We start from the raw sequence: 20,255 nt of genomic DNA on the forward strand, positions 1-20,255 counted from the left end.
CAGTACTGTGGTCCTGGTTCAGCATCTTGATGTTTTTTGGGGTGTGCACTGCGCCGGCTCAGGCTCAGACTACCCATCAGCTCATCAATGAAAATATTGAAACCAGCCTGACGGACAATTTTGAATTTTACTTCGAGACAGACACGCAGCTGACTATCAGTGAAGCAATCAAGCGTCGTCCTGATTTCCGTTTTTATACCGACCCGAATCCTAACTTCGGTTTTCAGTCCCGCGCATTGTGGCTGGTTACCAAATTCAACAACACAAGTAATACCCGTGACTGGGTATTCAATATCGATTTCAGCCAGTTAGATAAAGTCGATTTTTATCTCGTCAGAGGCGATGAAGTCTTAAAGCAAAGTCATCAGGGTAAGCTGCAAACCGAGCAGATATTCCGCGTACCGACCATGCGGGCTGAGCTGCCGGTGGACGCCCCGCTGGAGTTATACCTGCGGGTCGAAAGTTCCTCTTCCAGCCTGATTGTACCGTTATCTGTGGAGCCGGAAACCCGCCATAGTTTCGGCGTACAACTGGACAGTCTGCTGTGGGGATTGTTCTACGGCGGCCTGATCATTCTGGCAATATACAACTTCGCGCTGTTCTTCGGTTCCAGAGAGCCAAGCCTGGTCGCCTATGTGGGCTACATTGTGGCGGTATTGCTATGGCAATTTGTCTGGGGCGGCCATCTTCACCTGATATTCCGCGACGGCTTTGACCCGTGGTTTGCTGCGCATACAGAGATGATTTTCGTCATCATCGGGATCAGCTCCGGGCTGTTCGCGGTTACCTTTCTGGAAACCAGAAAACATGCCCCGAATTCCCATCCGGTGATCATGTCTCTGCTGGTTTTGCAGGGCGTTATCGGCGCAGGCTGTCTCATCGATTTGCTGCCTCACATCTGGAAGAATAACCTGGTGTATGGCGTGGGTATGATTGCGATTTGCAGTTACATCTATGCCGGCTTTGAGGCTTACCTTAATAAGTTCAAACCCGCCCTCTATTTCATCTTCGCCTGGGGCATGCTGGCCAGCGGCGCAATTGTGGGCATTCTGAGCTTACTGAATGTTTTACCTTCCAATGACTACACCACATACTGCTTCCAGGTCGGCGTGTTTATCGAAGCCGGGTTGTTCTCCTTCGCCCTCATGGAAAAGAGTCGCAACCAACTGGCCTCTGAGGTTAGCCAGGCAACCAATGAGCTTCGCAATAATATGGAACTCATTGAAGAGCAGAATGCCCGTCTGGACATTGCCCGCAAAGACGCTATTAAAGCCAGTAACGTAAAATCTCAGTTCCTGGCCAATATGAGCCATGAAATCCGTACACCACTCAATGCCATTCTCGGATTCAGTAAAGAGCTCACCCATGTTGCCCTGCCGGTGGAACAACAGGAGCAGGTTCGAATCATTAACACAGCGGCGGATAACCTGCTGGGTATCGTCAATGACGTACTCGACTTCTCTAAAATTGAGGCCGGTAAACTGCAAATTAACAATCAGCCATTCTCACCGAACCAGTTACTGGAAGACATGGTGACGCTGATGTCTAAGTCTGCCCACTCCAAGCGGCTGGAATTTGTTTTTGATACCGGCCCGTTACCGGAAAAACTCATCGGCGATGTTTTCAGAATCAAGCAGGTACTGAACAACCTTCTCAGTAACGCACTGAAGTTCACCTCTTCCGGCACCATCACCCTCACAGTGAAAGGCACGTCCCTGCCCCACGGCATCCATGAATTACACTTCCGGATTGAAGATACCGGTATTGGTATCAGCCGTCAGGATAAGAAAAAACTGTTTAATGCTTTCTCCCAGATTGATGATGCCTTGAACCGTAGTTATCAGGGCACAGGGCTCGGCCTGGTTATCTGCCGGGAGCTGATTAAACTGATGCGCGGCACACTGGATTTAAACAGTGTTCCCGGGCTTGGCAGTGTCTTTGACATCCGTCTGCGGGCGAATCAGCTTAGTCAGAAATACAGTCTGACACCGAACGCCGAATGGATTGGAAAACGGGTTGTGGTATTCGACCCTGTGCCGGACACCCGCAGAGCCACAGCCTCCATGCTCACCGCGCTGGGAGCCAGGGTGACATCAGCAGATTCCGTAGCCTTCCTGAACATGCTGGATATGCATCCTGATTTACTGTTTGCTACTGTACCGGTTTCCCATCTGGAGAAGCGGAACACGTACCTCAGTGAACTGGTGGAGTTTCCGGCGAAAAAACGCATCCTGTGGTACTCCGGTCCGGAACCGTTCAACCAGTATCCCAGCCTGACCCAGCACTTCCATGAACAGGTAAGAATGCCTGTCACACTCACCAAACTGGAAAGCCTGCTGCATCAGAAAACAGCCCGTCGCCGTAATCCGATGCAGGATAAGATGAATAACCTGCCCAAGGCACGTATTCTGGCTGTTGATGACATGGAAATGAATCTTAAGCTGCTGCATACCTGGCTGGATCACTCGCCGGTCAGTCTGACCACGTCCATGAGCGGGCAGGATGCCGTTAACCGTTGTCAGAGCACGGAATATGATCTCATCCTGATGGATGTTCAAATGCCGGGTATGGATGGTTTGCAGGCATCCAGACTGATCCGCAAAACGGCTCTGAATATGGGTACCCCTATCATTGCAGTCACCGCCCATGCTTTCAAAGAGGAACAGGAAAGGTTGCTGGCGTCAGGTATGGACGATTATCTGCCCAAGCCTATCGAAATGGGCGCCCTTCTCGATTTGATTAAGCGCTGGTGTCAGAACGCCACCCCGACAGCCATGGCTTTACCTACTCTGGACTGGCAACTGGCGGTTAAACGCACCCACCAGAACCCGGAAGCTGCACGCTCGTTACTGGGGGATTTTGTGGTGTTGCTGCCGCCCACCATTTCCACATTAAAATCGATGTGGAAAGAAAAAGACTTCGACGGCCTGAAGGCGGAAGTGCACAAACTTCACGGAGCCTGCTGCTACACCGGTGTACCGAAGTTACAGGAACTGGCTTCAGAACTGGAAATCGCACTAAAGCTTGAGCAAAACTTCCTGATTGCAGAGCATCTGCCTGCCCTGCTGAATGAGTGCGAAATATTAATGACAGAAGCCAGACGCTTCCTGGAAGAAATGAATTACACCTTCCCCTGAGCCGGAGACTCAGGGGAAGGTGCAGGCATCAACCTGCCTGAGTATCCATCAGTCTGTCCTGACGGGCTTGCTGGCACTGGCGCATAAAGCGGGCAAAGTCAGCAGGTTCACGATCAATATCAGAGGCGGCAATAAACACATCATACCCCAGCGACTGACGAAGCTGAGACATTCTGTTCGCCAGCATGGCTTTAACGCCGGTAAAAGTTTGATTGTCTGCAGTGGTGTAATGTTTATCATCAAACATTTCCTGCTCAAAACAGGCACCGGTTTTACAGTTTTTTTCATCCCTGTGAAGCAGCAACGGACGTTGCTCCATCAGTAAATGGGTGGCCAGCCGGGGGGAAACATGATTTAAGAACGCACCGTAGTCTTTAATCCGGAAACCTACCGCTTCAAGCTCCACCTGTTCTAAACCCTGCTGCACCCGCGGGCAGTCTATACGCTGCACGTTATCCCACTGTAACAGCCAGTTGCCCAACCGGTGATGATAACGGATTTCCTGCGGAGAAATTTCGATACTGAACTGAGGCTCTCTTACTTTGAACCAGCCGATGAGCAGCGATACAATCGACGCACTGGTCAGGAAAATAGCAGCCAGAAACAGCCAGTCCGGCAGAAATTTCATCCATATTGCCGACATTATCAGTCCGGCCACACCCAGCACCAATGCAGTGATGCCGTTACCCTTTGACGTTGCCCTGACATAAATAGGGTCAGAATCAGTTCCAGACATAAAAATACACCACAAATACGATAACCGCCCAGATGAATATCATACGCAGACGCCGGCATTGCGGACAGTCAGTCCGCCACCATGAACGGGATGGTTTGTTTGCCTGCGGTCGCTTTGTCACATTCATCCGGTGATTATCTGAAGAAAGTTTGATTTTACCCCGGCCTGCGCAGAAAAACTCATAAACCTATTTAAGGTTCTTATCTCTACACATCGCCGGCTTTTTGATAAACTGTTCAGGTTTATTTTGTTTGTTGAGAGCACTATGTCACAGTTTACCGGCAACCATATCCTTTCGGTCAATCAATTCGATCGTGATGCCATCGAGAAAGTCTTTTCTGTGGCCCATTCCATGGAGCCTTATGCAAAGCGTCAGAAGCGCACCACGGTGCTGGACGGCGCCATCCTGGGTAACTTATTTTTCGAACCCAGCACACGTACACGGGTAAGTTTCGGGACTGCCTTTAACCTGCTTGGCGGGGAAGTACGGGAAACCACCGGCATGAGCAACTCTGCGCTTGCGAAAGGTGAATCGCTTTACGACACAGCCCGTGTATTAAGTGGCTATTCCGATATTATTGCCATGCGTCATCCGCACGCGGGTTCAGTAAGCGAATTTGCTGACGGCAGCCGTGTACCGGTCATCAACGGCGGCGACGGCGCAAACGAACACCCGACGCAGGCATTACTGGACTTATTTACCATAAAGCGTGAGCTGGAATACAATGGTAAAGGCATCGACGGACTCCACATCGCCATGATTGGTGATTTGCGATATGGCCGTACCGTACATTCTTTGTCGAAACTGCTGTGTTTGTATAAGGATATTCACTTTACACTTATCGCACCAGCAGAGCTGGCCATGCCGGACTACATTGTCTCTGCCATTGAAGATGCCGGTCACAAACTGACTATCTCTGAGCATATCGACGGCACGGTAGATGCGGACATCTGTTATCAGACACGCATTCAGGAAGAACGCTTTCCTTCTCAGGAAGAAGCCAATAAATACCGTGGCCGCTTCCGCCTCAACCAGTCTATTTACACTAAGCATTTCCAGTCAAAAACGGTGATCATGCATCCACTTCCGCGGGATTCCCGTATGGAAGCTAATGAGCTGGATAACGATTTGAATACCAACCCGAACCTGGCCATCTTCCGGCAGACCGATAACGGCGTGCTGGTAAGAATGGCACTCTTCGCGCTGACACTGGGCGTTGAAGATCTGGTCGCGAAATATGAACGCGACGTGGTTTGGTACACTAACAAGAGCCAATAAGCATTATGTCAAAATCTGAAGTCCTCTTTGCCCGCGCGCAAAAAACGATTCCCGGTGGCGTGAACTCCCCGGTCCGTGCCTTTAAAGCGGTAGGCGGCACACCCCGTTTCATCACTAAAGCAGACGGCGCTTACATCTGGGATGCTGACGACAATCAGTACATTGATTACGTGCAGTCCTGGGGCCCCATGGTACTGGGTCATAACAACGATAAAATCCGTGAAGCTGTTATCAATGCCGCACAAAACGGATTGAGTTTTGGTGCGCCTACAGAATCAGAAATTATCATGGCCGAAATGGTCAGCAGCATGGTGCCGTCAATGGAAATGGTACGCATGGTAAATTCAGGGACCGAAGCAACCATGTCGGCAATCCGGCTGGCCCGTGGCTATACCGGCCGCAACAAGCTGGTTAAATTTGAAGGCTGTTACCACGGTCATGCCGATTCACTGCTTGTAAAAGCCGGTTCCGGCGCACTGACACTGGGCGTACCAAGTTCACCGGGTGTACCTGCGGATGTGGCGCAGCATACGCTGACGGTGGAATACAACAACCTTGAAAGCGTTGAAGAAGTCTTCCGTGAACACGGCGATGACATCGCCTGCATCATCGTTGAACCGGTTGCCGGCAACATGAACTGTATTCCGCCTGTAGAAGGATTCCTTGAAGGCTTACGTAAGATCTGTGATGACCACGGCAGTGTATTGATTTTCGATGAAGTGATGACAGGCTTCCGTGTCGCCAAAGGCGGTGCACAGGCAAGATACAACATCAGGCCGGACCTTACCTGTTTGGGTAAAGTGATTGGTGGCGGTATGCCGGTGGGTGCATTCGGTGGCCGCCGCGACATTATTGAACATATCGCCCCTACCGGCCCGGTTTATCAGGCAGGGACTTTATCAGGTAATCCGGTAGCCATGGCAGCCGGCCTTGCCGCACTGGCTCAACTTGATGATGACGCCATGTATGAAGGGATTTTCGCTCAAACTCAGGCACTGGCAGACGGTTTTCAGGCTCTGGCGGATAAACACGGCATCCCTATGACCACCAACGTTGCCGGCAGCATGTTCGGCTTGTTCTTTACCGGCATTGACCGCGTGACGAACTACCAGCAGGCCATCAACTGCAACCAGGAGCAATTCCGTGTGTTCTATCACGGCATGCTGGACAACGGTGCTTACCTGGCTCCGGCGTCTTATGAAGCAGGGTTTGTGTCAAAAATGCACACTGCAGACGTAATTGATAAAACACTCAGCATTGCTGATAAAGTGTTAGGCTCTCTGTAGTGTTGGATATGTGGTGACACCATGACGTTAAGCTGGCTACTCATTTATAGTCTTATCGCTGTGGGCGGTGTTGCCGCATATTTCCTGTTCAGACAGTCTGCACAAATCCGCGAACTGAAGGCTGAACTCGACAGAACACATCCGAAGAAAACGCCTGTTTCTGATACCCCTGACGGCCGTGAAGCCAGTTACGTCGAAAAAGCCAATGAGGCGATGCAACTGAGTAAAACCTTCCAGAAATTCGTCCCCCGTCAGTTCGTTGAACACTTTGCCAAACATGGCAGCGGAGCCACGCTGGAACTGGGACATGCAGACGAAGACGAAGTGGCTATCCTGTTTTGTGATATCCGCGGCTTCACCGGCTTGTCAGAGCATCTCAGCCCGCAGGAACTCATGGGCTTCCTGAATTCCTATTTCCTGCGCATGAATGATCCTATTCATCAGAACCGTGGATTTATCGACAAATTTATTGGCGATGCCATTATGGCGCTGTTCGACCACCCGGGCGGCACCGCTAAAGATAAAGCCCGCGATGCCCTTCAGGCTGCTATCGATTTACGAAAAGCACTGGTGATGTACAACTCTCACAGGGATAACTGTGAATATCTGCCCATTAATATCGGGATCGGTATTCATTTCGGACCGGTGATCATCGGTACTATCGGTTCAGATGACCGCATGGACACCACGGTACTCGGCGACAGTGTGAATATTGCTTACAGACTTGAGTCACTGACCAAAAAATACAATGCTGACATTATTGTCAGCGCACAAACCCTGGAAACGGTAGGCGCGGGCTATCCGGTTAAAACCCGTTTACTTGACTGGGTTAAAGTGAAAGGCCGGCAAAGTGCCATTGAAGTGTATGAAGTGCTCGATCATCTGAGTGAGGAAGAACAGAAAGCCAGGCTCTCTGTGCAAACACAAATCACCGCCGGACTGGCCTGTCGTATGCGCAGGGAGTGGGACGACGCCATTGCTCACTTCATGAAAGCCAGAGATATCAATCCGCAGGATCAACTGCCTCAGCATCACATCGATGTATGCCTGCAATACCGTAATTTAACGCTCAGTGAAGACTGGGACGGTGCATTGAAGCTGCACCACTAACCTGGTTATTTTTTTGCGTGCTCGCGGATAAAGTTAACCGGCGGCGCAAAGAAAGATGCCCCGGTTTCCGCACTGGTGTAATCCAGCCAGCGGTCATAATCACCGTCTCCGGTACCGAAAACCTGGCTGTGCAACATAGACTTGAAAGGCCGTGCACTGGCTGAACAGCTTACAAAGAAAAGCCCCTGAGTTGTCAGATCTCCGTAAGGCATTCCCTGTTTAATTAACCCCGGTAAATCATCATCAGGCCCTTTCGCCGACGCGCGGATACAATGAGACATGGGGTTTTGCTCCTGACTCACCAGGTTGTGTTCCCTGGTCAGACCGATAATTTGTTCCTGCTGACGGGCAGTAAGACTTTCCCAGCGTCGCAAATCGTGGCGGTAACGTTGCACATGCACGTAACTGCCGCCGTTAAAAGCCAGTTCGTCGTTATCGATAATACCGGTTTTGCGTCGCTGCATTCCACGCGGATTATCCGGCGCATAGATAAAACCATTCAAGTCACGGCCATCGAGATAACGGAAACCTCTTACCTGCTCCACCAGCTCAACGTGCAGCCTGAGCAGCTCCATCACTTCCATGCCTACCGCATGACAGATGTCAGCACGGTCAGCACGTATTTGAATAAACAGGTCGCAGGGCGTGGAAGGGGCAGTGCGATCTTCACACTGCATATCCGGAAACGGAGCCAGTTCAGTGGGAATAAAGCCCGGATACAATTCAGACCAGAAACCGGCACCGATGGCAATCATGCCGGTGAGCATGGCTTCATAGTGCTCGTTTTCGTAAAAATCGAATATATCCAACACGCGGGCAAGCTTTCCCCTCACCGTTTCTGCATCGTCATCCACGACATTCAGCAATAAATATTGCGCATGCAGATTCGGTTCGGCGCACACCCCTTTTTGAGGTTGACTCATGACATCCTTCCGTTTGCCCGCTGATTATTGATTTATGGGCATTTTCCCGGGCCAGTAAGTAATAGTGTGGCTCAATACCCCGCGGCTTGTCCATCTTTTCGGCTTTCAGAGGCACCGAAATACACGCCCCGCTGACTATCCTGCATAATTGCCTGATAACCACCGTAGATCCCGACGGCAGGTTGCAGAGTGTGACCTTTCTCCATCAGTTCACGTTTAACCGTTTCACTGAAGCCTGATTCAAGATGTACCTGACCGCCATCCAGCATGAGATGTCCGGTAGGGCTGCTGGAACCGGAATGTAATATACGGGGCGCGTCACCGGCTTCCTGTAAGTTCATGCCAAAATCAATCAGATCGACGATGATTTGTGCATGCATTTGTGGCTGGGTGGCACCGCCCATTACACCAAAGCTTAACCACGGCTTACCATTGCGGGTAACGAAGGCAGGAATAATCGTGTGGAAGGGACGCTTGCCCGGCGCATACTCATTCGCGTGTCCTTCCTGCATGGTGAACAGCTCCCCCCGATTCTGCAGCACAAATCCCAGTTCCGGTGGCGTCATGCCTGAGCCCATACCACGGTAGTTACTCTGGATCAGAGACACCATGTTGCCGTCTTTATCGGCGACGGTCAGGTACACGGTATCACCTTCGTACACACCGGCATCATAGCGTTTGGCCGCTTTTTCCGGATTGATAAGTTGCTGCCGCTCTGCGGCGTAGTCTTTAGAAACCAGCCAGTCTACGGGCACTGAAGTAAATGCCATATCTGCATAGAATTTTGCGCGGTCTTCAAATGCCAGCTTTTTCGCTTCAACGAAAGTGTGAATGTAGTCTGCAGAGCCGAACCCCATCCCTTCAATATCGTAACGCTCAAGAATATTCAGGATTTGCAGAGCAGCAATACCCTGTCCGTTAGGGGGTAACTCCCATACATCGTACCCCCGGTAATTCGCGGATACCGGTTCAACCCACTCTGACGTATGGCTGGCCAGATCATCTAAGGTAAGGTAACCGCCCTGCTCTTTCATGTAGGCAGCGATTGTCCGCGCTATATCGCCTTTATAAAAGGCATCTCTGCCGCCGGTGGCGATTTTTTCGTAGGTGGCAGCCAGTCCGGGATTTTTAAACACATCCCCTTTTTTAGGTACTTTACCGCCGGGCATAAAGGTTTCAGCAAATCCGTCATATTGACCAATCCGGTCGGCATTCATTTGCAGGTAATACGCAATGAGTTCAGAAACCGGAAAACCATTACGGGCATATTCAATAGACGGGGTTAAAATGGCAGTCACAGGCAGAGAGCCGAACTTGCTGTGCAGCTCAAACCAGCCATCCACAGCACCGGGAACCGATACCGGCAACGGACCAAATGAGGGCACTTTATTGAGCCCTTTTTCTGCAAACACGGCTTTGGTCAGGGTACGGGGTGAGCGGCCGGACGCATTCAGACCATAGAGTTTCTTCTCTTCTGCACTCCACACGATAGCAAACAGATCACCACCGATACCGCTTCCGGTGGGCTCCACCAGACCAAGCATGGCATTCGCTGCAATCGCTGCGTCGATAGCATTGCCACCCTGCTTAAGAATATCCAGCCCCACCTGGGTCGCCAGAGGCTGACTGGTGGCTACCATCCCGTGCTGTGCAATGACCTCGGAACGGCTGGCAAACATTTCACCGGTGATCCGGTCGTATGCCCCGGCAACGGCAGACACGCCCAGTAATACCATACCGGTGATAACCGGCTTCAGACTCTTTCTTATCAGTCGCAAATGCATTTCCCCGCTCTGTCTAACCACTGTAAAAATTACCGGCTTTCTGTAAATTCATATTTAACACACTCCGCCCTGCAATTCATCCGGGCAGGCCAGAAAGCAAAAAATGACGAATTAACGCGAAGTTAGCCCGTTCACTATACTTTAGTTTAAAGGTGGAACTAAGTTTGCAGTAATTTTGCGGATTTATTCACTGTTTTTCTAACAGACTCACCACGAGCCGTATCTGTGGTTGGAAATTAACCCGTCCCGCAGGGACATGAACCGACAGAGAGACGACGCCATGAGCACTGATTTTAGTATTGTTACTATTGTTAAGCGACGTACCCAGCAGTTGTCTAACCTGATTAGCAGCATAGAACGCTCTACACTTTTACCAAAAGAAATGGTGATTGTATGGATGGCTCCGCCAAGTGACGAATCACTATTAAGTAGCGAAAACTTCCCTATCGTGCACCGTTTTGCAGCAAGTGATGAACTTCCGATCCCGAAAGCCCGTAACCGTGGTTTCGATACCTGCAAAACCGACAAATTTATTTACCTTGATGTGGACTGCATCTGCCCTGAATCTTTACTGGAAAATCTGGTCCGTTCACTCGCCATCGGTAAGGTTGTCACCGCCAATGTATGCCAGCTTGATAAAAAAGCGGAAGATATTAACGAAAGCTATGTGCAGCAGCTTGCCCTTCCTCAGGCCACTGCCGCAGAAAAAGTCCCGTTTGTGCAGTTCGATACTAATATATTCGGTATCACCCGGAAGGATTATGAGCGTGTAGGCGGGTTCGATCTCGATTATCATGGCTTTGGTATCGGCGATTTGGATTTTGCTGCACGTTGCAGCCAGGCAGGCCTTTATCTGGTTAACACCGGCCGTCATGTATTCAAGCAATTCCACGCTCACTACAACCCACCGGTAAATCACTTATGCGATATCGTATCGAACGCTGAAGTGTTCAAACAGAAATGGGGTGCGTATCCGTCCTGTGATTTGTTCGCCCGCTTCGCTGAACTCGGGCTTATTAACGCAGATTATGAGGAGTCTGGTATGCGTGTGGTACGTCTGGTTACAGATGAAGAGCTGGCGACTTACCTGGTAAAAGAACCGGATAGTGTGGCGTCAGAAGGCACATCAGCTCCGGCTGGTACGTTAACCCGTACAGGTGCATTGAAGCAAACGGCCTGATGTAAGAAATTACGCGGGGTCCGGTTCCCCGCGATTGGTTCTTCACAACGAAAACACCCGGCATCTGCCGGGTGTTATGTTTTTCAGTTTAATTGCCCGTGACCGGGCAACTGTTACTTATCTTCCAGAGGCGTGTCTTCGGTGATGGGCACCGCGTTAACGTCTGTATCCAACGCTTCCACCGCTTTTCGGACACCTGCAGCGTAGTCAGGATGTACTTTTTCAAGAACAGCGTACCAGCGCTCTTTTACGCCGTCTGAACATGGCCCCATCGCGGCAGCATAGTTCTTGTACAACCTTTCTTTCTGCTCGTCAGAGAACATGTTGTAAAGGGCTCTTGGCTGCACGTAATCAATGTCCGATTCTTCCTGATAGTAGCGGTCAGCATCGCCATCGATGCGCAGCGGTGGTTCCGGGTTCTTAATTTGAGCCACCGGACCGTTGTGCTGGTTTGGCTCGTAATAGGCGTCAGGATTACCAAAATCATTGGTAAAGAAGCGCATCGCACCGTCTTTATGATAATGGTTCAATTCCGCTTTCTTCGGCGCATTAGCCGGTAAGGCTTCATAGTGAGTTCCCAAACGATAACGGTGAGCATCTGCATAGGAGAACACCCGGGCCTGCAGCATTTTATCAGGACTGAAGCCGATACCGGGCACCACGTTTGACGGGCTGTAGGCTGCATTCTCAATCATCTGGAAGTAGTTTTCAGGCACGGTGTGCATTTCCAGTTCGCCCACTTCAATCAGAGGGAAATCACCATGAGGCCACACTTTGGTGAGGTCGAAAGGGTTATAAGCCTGCTTCCCTGCCTCTTCTTCAGGCATCACCTGAATGTACAGAGTCCATTTAGGATATTTGCCGTCTTCGATGGCATTGATTAAGTCTTCCTGATAAGACTCACGGGTTTTACCTATGATCTCTTCAGCCTCATCATTGGTGTAATGTTCATGCCCCTGCTGTGTTTTAAAGTGGAATTTCACCCAGAAACGCTCGCCTTTGGCATTCCACATACTGAAAGTGTGTGAGCCGTAGCCGTTCATGTACATAGGGTTCTTAGGAATACCACGATCAGACATCAGAATGGTGACCTGATGCACAGACTCAGGTTGTCCGGCCCAGAAATCAAACATCGCTTCCGGGCTGCGAAGATTCGTTTTCGGATGGCGCTTTTGAGTACGGATAAAATCCGGAAACTTAAACGCGTCGCGGATAAAGAAGATTGGGGTATTGTTACCCACCATATCCCAGTTACCTTCTTCGGTATAAAACTTAAGACTGAAACCGCGTACATCACGCTCGGTGTCAGCAGCGCCTGATTCGCCGGCAACGGTAGACCAGCGACTCAGCACTTCGGTCTTTTTGCCAATCTCAGAGAACAGGTCGGCACAGGTGTACCGGGTAATGTCGTGGGTCACTGTAAATGTACCCTGCAAACCCCAGCCTTTGGCATGCACCGTACGCTCAGGAATACGCTCCCTGTTCTGGTGTGCCAGCTTTTCAACAAGCTGATAATCTGTCAGCAGAACCGGACCTCTTGCGCCCGCTGTTTTGCTGGTTTCGTTAGATTCGACGGGCGCGCCCGCGCTGGTGGTGAGAGTTGGTTTTTTACTCATAACGGTCTCCTGGGAAAAGCACGATAGTTGGTGTAACTATGCGTACAACAGAGAGCCGGAAAACGACCAATCTATTTTTTAAAAGATGTTAATTATTTATTTCTATTAAACAGAAAAAACCCCGCAGATGCGGGGTTCAAATTTTGGTGAGTTGAGCATTATGCTTTTGTTATAGGTTGCCCAATCAAGTCTCCGTGTTGAAGATTAACGACCTGAAGTAAAGTCAGGATATGCTTCCAGACCACATTCAGCAACGTCAACACCTTCAAATTCTTCTTCTTCAGAAACCCGGATGCCCATTACAGCTTTCAGGATTACCCAAACAATCAGACTGGTTACGAATACCCATACAAAGATTGTAGCAGCACCTAACAGTTGACCACCGAAAGTAGAACCTTCGTTAGTTACCGGAACCAGTAACAGACCTAACAGACCAACTACACCGTGAACAGAGATAGCACCTACAGGATCATCGATTTTCAGTTTGTCCAGGAACACGATGCTCAGAACAACCAGCAGACCACCTAACGCACCGAACAGTGTTGCCATCAGAGGCGTTGGCGTTGAAGGTTCAGCAGTAATGGCTACCAGACCAGCCAGTGCACCGTTAAGTACCATAGTCAGGTCAGCTTTACCGAACATTACGCGGGCCAGCAGCAGAGCAGCAATTGCACCACCGGCAGCGGCGGCATTGGTGTTCATGAATACAACCGCAACAGAGTTAGCACTTTCTACAGTAGCTGTTGCCAGAACAGAACCACCGTTGAAGCCGAACCAACCCATCCAAAGAATGAATGTACCTAAAGTCGCCAGAGGCAGGTTAGCACCCGGGATAGCATTTACTTTGCCATCTGCAGTGTATTTACCTTTACGTGCGCCAAGTACCAGTACACCGGCTAAGGCTGCAGCAGCACCTGCCATGTGAACAATACCGGAACCTGCAAAGTCAGAGAAACCGTTGTCGCCCAGCACGTACATACCGAATACAGACTCACCGCCCCATGTCCATGCACCTTCCATTGGATAGATGAAACCAGTCATCACAACTGCGAATGCCAGGAAGGCCCACAGTTTCATACGCTCAGCAACCGCACCGGATACGATAGACATTGCAGTGGCAACGAATACTACCTGGAAGAAGAAGTCAGCTGAAGGCGCGTAGGTAGCCGGTTCTTCTGCAACACCTGTTGCACCGTCACCAACAATACCTGAAAGGAATAATGTGAAGTCACCACCGCCGTACATGATGCTGTAACCGCAGATCATATACATGGTACAGGCAATGGCATAAAGCGCCACGTTCTTGGTCAGAATTTCAGTGGTGTTTTTAGCACGAACCAGACCCGCCTCAAGCATGGCAAAGCCGGCAGCCATCCACATGACTAACGCACCGCAAATAAGGAAATAGAAGGTATCTAATGCATACCCGAGTTCAAATGTGATTTCCATTGTTTTCTCCGCAATTTCTTATTGTGTTGTTTTACAGCGCGTCTGCGTCAGCTTCGCCGGTACGAATACGAACAGCATGTTCAAGGTCGTAGACGAATACTTTACCGTCACCGATCTTGCCCGTTTTTGCTGCGCCAACGATGGCTTCTACCAGACGATCAACCTGGTCTGCCTGAACAGCAACTTCCAGTTTTACTTTTGGTAAGAAATCCACCTGATATTCGGCGCCGCGATATAATTCAGTATGTCCTTTTTGACGTCCAAACCCTTTCACTTCGGTAACGGTAAGACCGTCGATACCGATCTCTGAAATGGCTTCACGAACATCATCCAGCTTGAATGGCTTGATGATAGCTGTGACTAGTTTCATGTGTTGCTCCCAAATAATGGTTGTTTGTTTTCGCTTTTAGCGGGGGTTGCTGAAGTAAACCAAGTCCTATGCCACAAATTTTAATCTATAAAAAACAGATATTTATGCATTAAAACGAATGAAGAGCTTAAAAATTACGCACCATGATCGTGCGAAGGCAAAATAGCGCACCATAATTGGGCAGCCAAAATCGTGCTTGTGTAAAGACCGGGAACTTCATCTTATTTCAGCGGTCTTCTGTCGCGTATGGAAACCACGGACACCGCTTTCTTTGCCCCTCAAAGGCCAACTTTTGATCCACCCCGCTCAGGAAAGAAAAGCGGGGTCTTTGTCGTGTCTGTTATTATTCACCTTATATTGCTTGCCGCACTGGCGCTGATGGAAAGTAAGCGCGATATTCCGGAGCCCGTGGTCAGTAAACCCATCACGGCGACGTTAATCCGTCTGCCACAACCTCAGGCTGCCCGGGAACCGGACACACTACCGGACACACTACCGGAAACCATTCCGGAAGCACCGGCTACCGCCAAGCCTGAACCTGAACTGGCCGCACCGGAGTCCAAACCAGCTCCGGAACAGGCAGCCCCGCCTGAGATCAAAACACCGCCGGCAGTAAAAGCGCCGTTGCCGCAACAACCTGTGCAGCCTGAAACGTCAGAGCCGGTTCAACCGCCTGTGTCTTCTGATATTGCGCAGCCGGCTGCGCCAACAGATTCAGGCACGGTTTCAACCAGACCGTCATTAACATCGCGCCGTGCTCTGGATGCTTTTTTCAGCCGGCAACAGGCTGCCAGTACACAGCAGGATGCTGAGCAGGTAGCCAAAGAACTCAGGCGGGCAAAAACGTCACCGGATATCAGCGATCCCCGCAAAGGCGCAGAAAAAGAAGATCCTCTTGCCCCGCCCCCTGCCGTTGAAGTGGATTGCAGTAGTAAAACCACCCAAACCCTGGCATTTATTTCACGTTTTACCGGTGGACGGGCGACCTGTTCAGACAGGGGCAAAGGGTTTGAGAAATTCATTGATGCGCGGATAAATAAAGGGGTCAAAGAAGAAGAGAATCAAAATTAGTCTGTATTGCGTATAAGGGCTTCTACAGATAACCTATGCCCCGATTCTTATTGAGGAAAACCTATGGCAGCCGCTAACTTACTCGCCCTGATTGATGATATCGCTACTTTGCTGGATGACATTTCCGCCATGTCTAAAGTGGCTGCGCAGAAAACTGCCGGGGTTCTGGGTGATGATCTTGCATTAAATGCCAACCAGGTTCAGGGAGTGCGTGCCGAAAGAGAACTGCCTGTGGTCTGGGCTGTGGCAAAAGGCTCGCTGCTCAACAAAGTGTTCCTGGTACCTGCAGCGCTGCTTATTTCTGCTTTTATTCCGGTTCTGATCACCGTCATGCTGGTCATTGGTGGTCTGTACCTGTGTTTCGAAGGGGCTGAAAAAGTATTGCACCGGCTTTTCCATAAAGAAGATGAAGCAGAGCGTGAAGCCAGAATTGAAAAACTCTCACAGGAAAATATTGATCTTGTGGCGCTTGAGAAAGACAAGATTAAAGGCGCCATCCGGACTGATTTTATTTTGTCCGCAGAGATTATCGTCATTGCACTGGGTAGCGTACAGCAGGCTGATTTTGTTACTCAGGTAGGTGTGTTGTGCGCGTTAAGTGTGGGGATCACCGCCGGTGTGTATGGTCTGGTTGCCGGCATTGTGAAAATGGACGATGTCGGTCTGTATCTCCTCAGAAAGTCACTCACCGGCGGCTACAACGGTTTTCAGCGTGTCACTGGCCGTGCCCTGCTCGTTGCTGCGCCTCTGTTAATGAAAACCCTCGCTTTAGTCGGCACCATTGCTATGTTCCTCGTTGGCGGCGGCATCCTTACTCACAATATTCCGTTTATGCACCACCTCGCTGAATCCATTAATCACAGTGTGGAGCAACTCAGCTTTGTCATTTCCCTTGTCACCGATGGTGTGGCTGGTTTGATTGCCGGCTCGGTAATTGTGGGTATTGTTTCGCTGTTTTCTAAAAAGAAAGACGCGCATTAAGCTGTTCTGATGCTGTCGGGGCGGCAAGCTTTGCGCTGGCCATTACCAAAATCATCGCGGGCTGACTCACCTGTCAGCCCCGTACATCATACCTGGTCAAATTCGCCAAATAGAGTTTTCAAAATTACTAATTCTTAGTGTTTATACTATTTACACTTATCTAAGCTTTTCCACACCGACAAAACAAAACATTTAAAATCAACACCTTAAAATTTTTATTCGTATTGGCACAACTATCGCTAAAGTTAATGCGACTTAACAATTAACTGCCGGGAAGTCAGTAAGAGTGCAGTTTATTAACCTTAACTTTGGAGAAATTATGTTTACTTTACGTCGTCAATTCACTGCACTTGCACTTGTTGCTACTTCTGTTCTGTCTATACCGGCAATGGCTGAAACATCATTGCAAAGCCAGCTTCAGGGCTATTTATCTGAGATGGTTGAGCAACAAATCGATAATGTGCGCACAGAAATCCTGTCTGAAGTGACTCAGCTAGTGGCCAACACCACGTATCAGGCCGAACCTGAAGTAGCTGAAGAAACACTGGTTGCTGACATCAAGATCCGTGATCTTAAACAGGAAGATGCTATGTCTTTTGAAGACATCAAAGGAGAGTAATGATGATGACATCAGGTGCGTTGTTGTTGCTTGCGCTGGGACCGGTTGTCGCGTATCTCGCCAGCGCAGTGTTATTCAGCGGTGTGCAACACATTGCAGACCGCTTTCACTAATCCCAACGAGCTCCCGTAGGGCCTTCCCTGAGTCAGAACTGGTAGCGGGACAGATTTTTACTGAGCCGTATGTCGCTGCCAGTTCTGACTACAGGGCTTTTTCGATAAGAAAAAGCCTTAATTTCCAAACAAACGTTCCCACCAGCTTTTCTTTTCTTTGCCCGGAGGCGCTACAGGCTTACCATAGCAATCCTGCGCCGGCGGCGGCAGTACATCAAGAATAGCCGGCACACTCATGGAGTCAGGACAGCCGGCAATGGTCAGTGCCCCCGTCTGACTGTCGAAATGAGCAATACCTAACCCTTCCGGAAAACGTCGTGACAGTGACTTGGGCGACTGACTTTTCTGATAGTTTACAAACACAGGTAAGGCCCCGCCGGCACCGGTTAACAGCACTGGCTGGTTATCATCATTCCCTACCCATACAGTTGCCACATTATTCCGGTCAAAGCCGGTAAACCAGCTGTCGCGGTAATCATCTGTGGTGCCGGTTTTACCGCCCATGTTGATATTCGGGAAGTTACTGCCCACACGTTTCGCTGTACCTTCCGTGGTCACTTTATACAACGCGTAGTTCAGCAGGTATGTGGCGGCCTCATCTACCCGCTGTGAATAGTAATCGGCATTCTGCCATACCAGCCGGTTATTCGAAGAAACAACCGATGTCACAGTATGCAGCGGAATATAACGGCCATTGTTCGAAATGGTCTGATACATCTGGTTAGTTTCCAGCGGCGATAACGACATGGCCCCGAGTGTCATAGCCGGCACCTCGCGGAAGTCACTCTCTACTCCCAGCCGGTGAATGGTTTCTGTCACATTGTCGAGCCCCACTTGCATACCGAGATTCACTGTAGGCACATTTAACGATTCTGTCAGACCTTCAATCAGAGGTACTTGTCCACGGAATTTCTTATCCGCGTTCAGGGGTGACCAGGTCTGTCCGCTGCCGTTTTCAAGGGTAATGGGTTCGTCCTGTAACGGAGTGGCCAGATTAAACATCACCGGGTCTTCCAGAGCAGTGAGATACACTGCCGGCTTAATGAGTGATCCCACCTGACGTTTGGCATCCAGCGCACGGTTAAACCCTTTGAAGCTGGTATCTTTACTGCCCACAATGGCACGAATTTCACCACTGGCGATATCCGTCACAATCATCGCTGCCTGTAACTCAGCTTTGCGATCTGACTGCAAGCCTTTCAATGTGTTTTCAACCGCTTTTTCAGCCCTGCGCTGGGCATATATATCCAGCGTGGTAAATACCTTCACCCCGGAGTCACGCAGGGAAGGATCGGCCAGAATGGAGTTCAGTTCACGGCGCACTTTATCCATAAACGCGGGATGTTTCCCGCTGGCTAAGCTCGCGCCGGACGCCAGACCTACAGGAGAGTTAACAGCAAATTCGTATTGCTTACGGTCGAGTTCGTTGGCTTCAAATAAAATACGCAGCACCAGATTACGCCGCTCAATAACCCGTTCTTCATAGCGTCTCGGATTGTAATAGGATGGTCCTTTAATCATGGCCACCAGCGTGGCGATTTCAGGTACGCTGAGTTCATTGGCCGGCCGGTCGAAATAGAAATAGCTGGCAAGGCCAAAACCGTGCACGGCCATATCTCCGTTCTGACCCAGAAAAACTTCGTTCAGATAAGCCTGCAAAATTTCATCTTTGCTGTAACGGGCATCGATGATGAGTGCCATCAATGCTTCTTTTATTTTCCGCGTCAGCGCTTTTTCTCTGGTGAGGTACAGGTTTTTCACCAGCTGCTGCGTTAAAGTACTGCCCCCCTGCACGGTTCTCCCTGCCTGAATGTTGGCAACCAGCGCGCGGAGAATAGAAAGTGGTGCGACCCCGTGGTGCTTGTAGAAATCTTTATCTTCTACAAGGATCAGGGCTTTCGGCAATAAAGGTGGAATTTCATTCAGCTTCACCAGCATACGGTCTTCGCGGGTGCCACTTACCATCCGCGTGACAAGCCAGGGCTCCAGGCGAATTTTCGGCAGTGAAATACCGGCACTGTCATCCCGGATACTGCTGATGCGGCTGCCCTGCCAGGTAATGGTGATCTGGCGTAAAGGCTCATCGCCGTCAGGAAAACTGAAAGCCCGTCGCTGAACCACCAGCTTATTGCCGGTATAACGATATTCTCCGCTACTATCGGGACTCGTGACCTTCCGGTAACCAAGCAGTTTCAGTTCATCCAGCACTTCTTTTGGCGTGATTTCCAGCGCTTCAGATAACATTAGTGGCCGGGCAAATATTTGCGCCGGGACTTCCCATTTATTGCCTGTAAAGGTGTGCTTAATCTGGGCATCCAGATACACCATGTACCCTGCCAGCACCACGAACCCGACAATACATAACTTGAACAACAGCCCGGGCCAGCGACGGCGGGGCTTGCTGCCAATTTTCTTTGGTTTATTAACTTTCGTCTGTTTTTTAGCCACTTATCATGCCAATATAGAAAACGTCAAAGGGGATTTTGCGGTTTTCGCGGCTGAATTTCCAGCCTGAAACTAACCGTGCAAATCATTGTCATCTTGCAGTAATCTTATGATTACGCCAGAACAATCAATCCGGATGGCCCGGAAGGCGCCAGA

15 protein-coding genes are annotated in these 20,255 nt (G+C 50.0%); 8 read left to right on the forward strand and 7 right to left on the reverse strand.

The genetic code is table 11. The features are described from left to right. Positions 1–29 precede the first annotated feature (29 nt). On the forward strand, positions 30–3,137 hold the full coding sequence (locus tag ACXAGC_RS00710) for a hybrid sensor histidine kinase/response regulator (RefSeq protein ID WP_474842370.1): 3,108 nt from the start codon (positions 30–32) through the stop codon (positions 3,135–3,137). A gap of 28 nt (positions 3,138–3,165) precedes the next feature. On the opposite strand, the gene ACXAGC_RS00715 is transcribed toward ACXAGC_RS00710, so the two are convergent. After that, positions 3,166–3,873 carry a DUF2982 domain-containing protein gene (locus ACXAGC_RS00715; RefSeq protein WP_303572068.1) on the reverse strand — a complete coding sequence of 236 codons (708 nt, stop codon included), beginning with the start codon at positions 3,871–3,873 and terminating at the stop codon, positions 3,166–3,168. Positions 3,874–4,138: 265 nt separating this feature from the next. On the opposite strand from ACXAGC_RS00715, the gene ACXAGC_RS00720 reads away from it, so the two are divergent. Genes ACXAGC_RS00720 through ACXAGC_RS00730 form a run of 3 tightly spaced genes read left to right on the forward strand, consistent with a single transcriptional unit; the run spans position 4,139 to position 7,548 of the window. Continuing rightward, entirely contained in the window at positions 4,139–5,152 is a 1,014-nt protein-coding gene (locus ACXAGC_RS00720; protein WP_474841535.1) for an aspartate carbamoyltransferase, read from the forward strand. A gap of 5 nt (positions 5,153–5,157) precedes the next feature. Then, complete coding sequence (gene hemL, locus ACXAGC_RS00725; protein WP_474841537.1) at positions 5,158–6,438, forward strand: glutamate-1-semialdehyde 2,1-aminomutase; 1,281 nt, start codon at positions 5,158–5,160, stop codon at positions 6,436–6,438. 21 nt (positions 6,439–6,459) lie between these two features. Beyond that, on the forward strand, positions 6,460–7,548 hold the full coding sequence (locus ACXAGC_RS00730; RefSeq protein ID WP_474841539.1) for an adenylate/guanylate cyclase domain-containing protein: 1,089 nt from the start codon (positions 6,460–6,462) through the stop codon (positions 7,546–7,548). Between the two features lie 5 nt (positions 7,549–7,553). On the opposite strand, the gene ACXAGC_RS00735 is transcribed toward ACXAGC_RS00730, so the two are convergent. Both ACXAGC_RS00735 and ggt read right to left on the reverse strand, forming a co-directional pair. Continuing rightward, the gene (locus ACXAGC_RS00735; protein ID WP_119502783.1) at positions 7,554–8,471 is read right to left on the reverse strand and encodes a Dyp-type peroxidase; all 918 of its coding nucleotides are present in this window, start codon (positions 8,469–8,471) and stop codon (positions 7,554–7,556) included. Positions 8,472–8,542: 71 nt separating this feature from the next. Further along, positions 8,543–10,207, reverse strand: a complete 1,665-nt coding sequence (gene ggt / locus ACXAGC_RS00740; protein WP_474842372.1) for a gamma-glutamyltransferase — start codon at positions 10,205–10,207, stop codon at positions 8,543–8,545. 328 nt (positions 10,208–10,535) lie between these two features. Between ggt and ACXAGC_RS00745 the strand changes: the two genes are divergently transcribed. Next, on the forward strand, positions 10,536–11,435 hold the full coding sequence (locus ACXAGC_RS00745; RefSeq protein ID WP_474841541.1) for a glycosyltransferase family 2 protein: 900 nt from the start codon (positions 10,536–10,538) through the stop codon (positions 11,433–11,435). 113 nt (positions 11,436–11,548) lie between these two features. On the opposite strand, the gene ACXAGC_RS00750 is transcribed toward ACXAGC_RS00745, so the two are convergent. From ACXAGC_RS00750 to glnK, 3 genes are all read right to left on the reverse strand, one after another. After that, positions 11,549–13,051, reverse strand: coding sequence for a catalase (locus ACXAGC_RS00750; protein ID WP_349589900.1), 1,503 nt, complete (start codon positions 13,049–13,051; stop codon positions 11,549–11,551). 204 nt (positions 13,052–13,255) lie between these two features. Beyond that, positions 13,256–14,500, reverse strand: a complete 1,245-nt coding sequence (locus ACXAGC_RS00755) for an ammonium transporter (protein WP_119502788.1) — start codon at positions 14,498–14,500, stop codon at positions 13,256–13,258. 31 nt (positions 14,501–14,531) lie between these two features. Then, on the reverse strand, positions 14,532–14,870 hold the full coding sequence (gene glnK / locus ACXAGC_RS00760) for a P-II family nitrogen regulator (RefSeq protein WP_119502789.1): 339 nt from the start codon (positions 14,868–14,870) through the stop codon (positions 14,532–14,534). A gap of 246 nt (positions 14,871–15,116) precedes the next feature. Here glnK and ACXAGC_RS00765 point away from each other — a divergent pair, with 246 nt between their 5' ends. The 3 genes from ACXAGC_RS00765 (at position 15,117) to ACXAGC_RS00775 (ending at position 17,541) form a co-directional block, all read left to right on the forward strand. Continuing rightward, the gene (locus ACXAGC_RS00765; protein ID WP_474841544.1) at positions 15,117–15,941 is read left to right on the forward strand and encodes a hypothetical protein; all 825 of its coding nucleotides are present in this window, start codon (positions 15,117–15,119) and stop codon (positions 15,939–15,941) included. Between the two features lie 63 nt (positions 15,942–16,004). Then, on the forward strand, positions 16,005–16,922 hold the full coding sequence (locus ACXAGC_RS00770) for a DUF808 domain-containing protein (protein ID WP_474841546.1): 918 nt from the start codon (positions 16,005–16,007) through the stop codon (positions 16,920–16,922). 319 nt (positions 16,923–17,241) lie between these two features. Further along, entirely contained in the window at positions 17,242–17,541 is a 300-nt protein-coding gene (locus ACXAGC_RS00775; protein ID WP_474841548.1) for a hypothetical protein, read from the forward strand. 230 nt (positions 17,542–17,771) lie between these two features. Here the strand turns inward: ACXAGC_RS00775 and mrcB are convergent, their stop codons facing one another. Then, positions 17,772–20,102 (reverse strand): penicillin-binding protein 1B, encoded by a 2,331-nt coding sequence (gene mrcB / locus ACXAGC_RS00780; RefSeq protein ID WP_474841550.1) that lies wholly within the window; start codon positions 20,100–20,102, stop codon positions 17,772–17,774. Between the last annotated feature and the right edge of the window lie 153 nt (positions 20,103–20,255).

Source organism: Alteromonas sp. AWJ4_197, from assembly GCF_056160285.1.

Excerpts from the sequence above, each read along its gene's own strand:
- ACXAGC_RS00710 (WP_474842370.1), top strand. The coding sequence starts at position 30 with ATGTTTTTTGGGGTGTGCACTGCGCCGGCTCAGGCTCAGACTACCCAT.
- ACXAGC_RS00715 (WP_303572068.1), bottom strand. The coding sequence starts at position 3,873 with ATGTCTGGAACTGATTCTGACCCTATTTATGTCAGGGCAACGTCAAAG.
- ACXAGC_RS00720 (WP_474841535.1), top strand. The coding sequence starts at position 4,139 with ATGTCACAGTTTACCGGCAACCATATCCTTTCGGTCAATCAATTCGAT.
- hemL (WP_474841537.1), top strand. The coding sequence starts at position 5,158 with ATGTCAAAATCTGAAGTCCTCTTTGCCCGCGCGCAAAAAACGATTCCC.
- ACXAGC_RS00730 (WP_474841539.1), top strand. The coding sequence starts at position 6,460 with ATGACGTTAAGCTGGCTACTCATTTATAGTCTTATCGCTGTGGGCGGT.
- ACXAGC_RS00735 (WP_119502783.1), bottom strand. The coding sequence starts at position 8,471 with ATGAGTCAACCTCAAAAAGGGGTGTGCGCCGAACCGAATCTGCATGCG.
- ggt (WP_474842372.1), bottom strand. The coding sequence starts at position 10,207 with ATGGTATTACTGGGCGTGTCTGCCGTTGCCGGGGCATACGACCGGATC.
- ACXAGC_RS00745 (WP_474841541.1), top strand. The coding sequence starts at position 10,536 with ATGAGCACTGATTTTAGTATTGTTACTATTGTTAAGCGACGTACCCAG.
- ACXAGC_RS00750 (WP_349589900.1), bottom strand. The coding sequence starts at position 13,051 with ATGAGTAAAAAACCAACTCTCACCACCAGCGCGGGCGCGCCCGTCGAA.
- ACXAGC_RS00755 (WP_119502788.1), bottom strand. The coding sequence starts at position 14,500 with ATGGAAATCACATTTGAACTCGGGTATGCATTAGATACCTTCTATTTC.
- glnK (WP_119502789.1), bottom strand. The coding sequence starts at position 14,870 with ATGAAACTAGTCACAGCTATCATCAAGCCATTCAAGCTGGATGATGTT.
- ACXAGC_RS00765 (WP_474841544.1), top strand. The coding sequence starts at position 15,117 with ATGGAAACCACGGACACCGCTTTCTTTGCCCCTCAAAGGCCAACTTTT.
- ACXAGC_RS00770 (WP_474841546.1), top strand. The coding sequence starts at position 16,005 with ATGGCAGCCGCTAACTTACTCGCCCTGATTGATGATATCGCTACTTTG.
- ACXAGC_RS00775 (WP_474841548.1), top strand. The coding sequence starts at position 17,242 with ATGTTTACTTTACGTCGTCAATTCACTGCACTTGCACTTGTTGCTACT.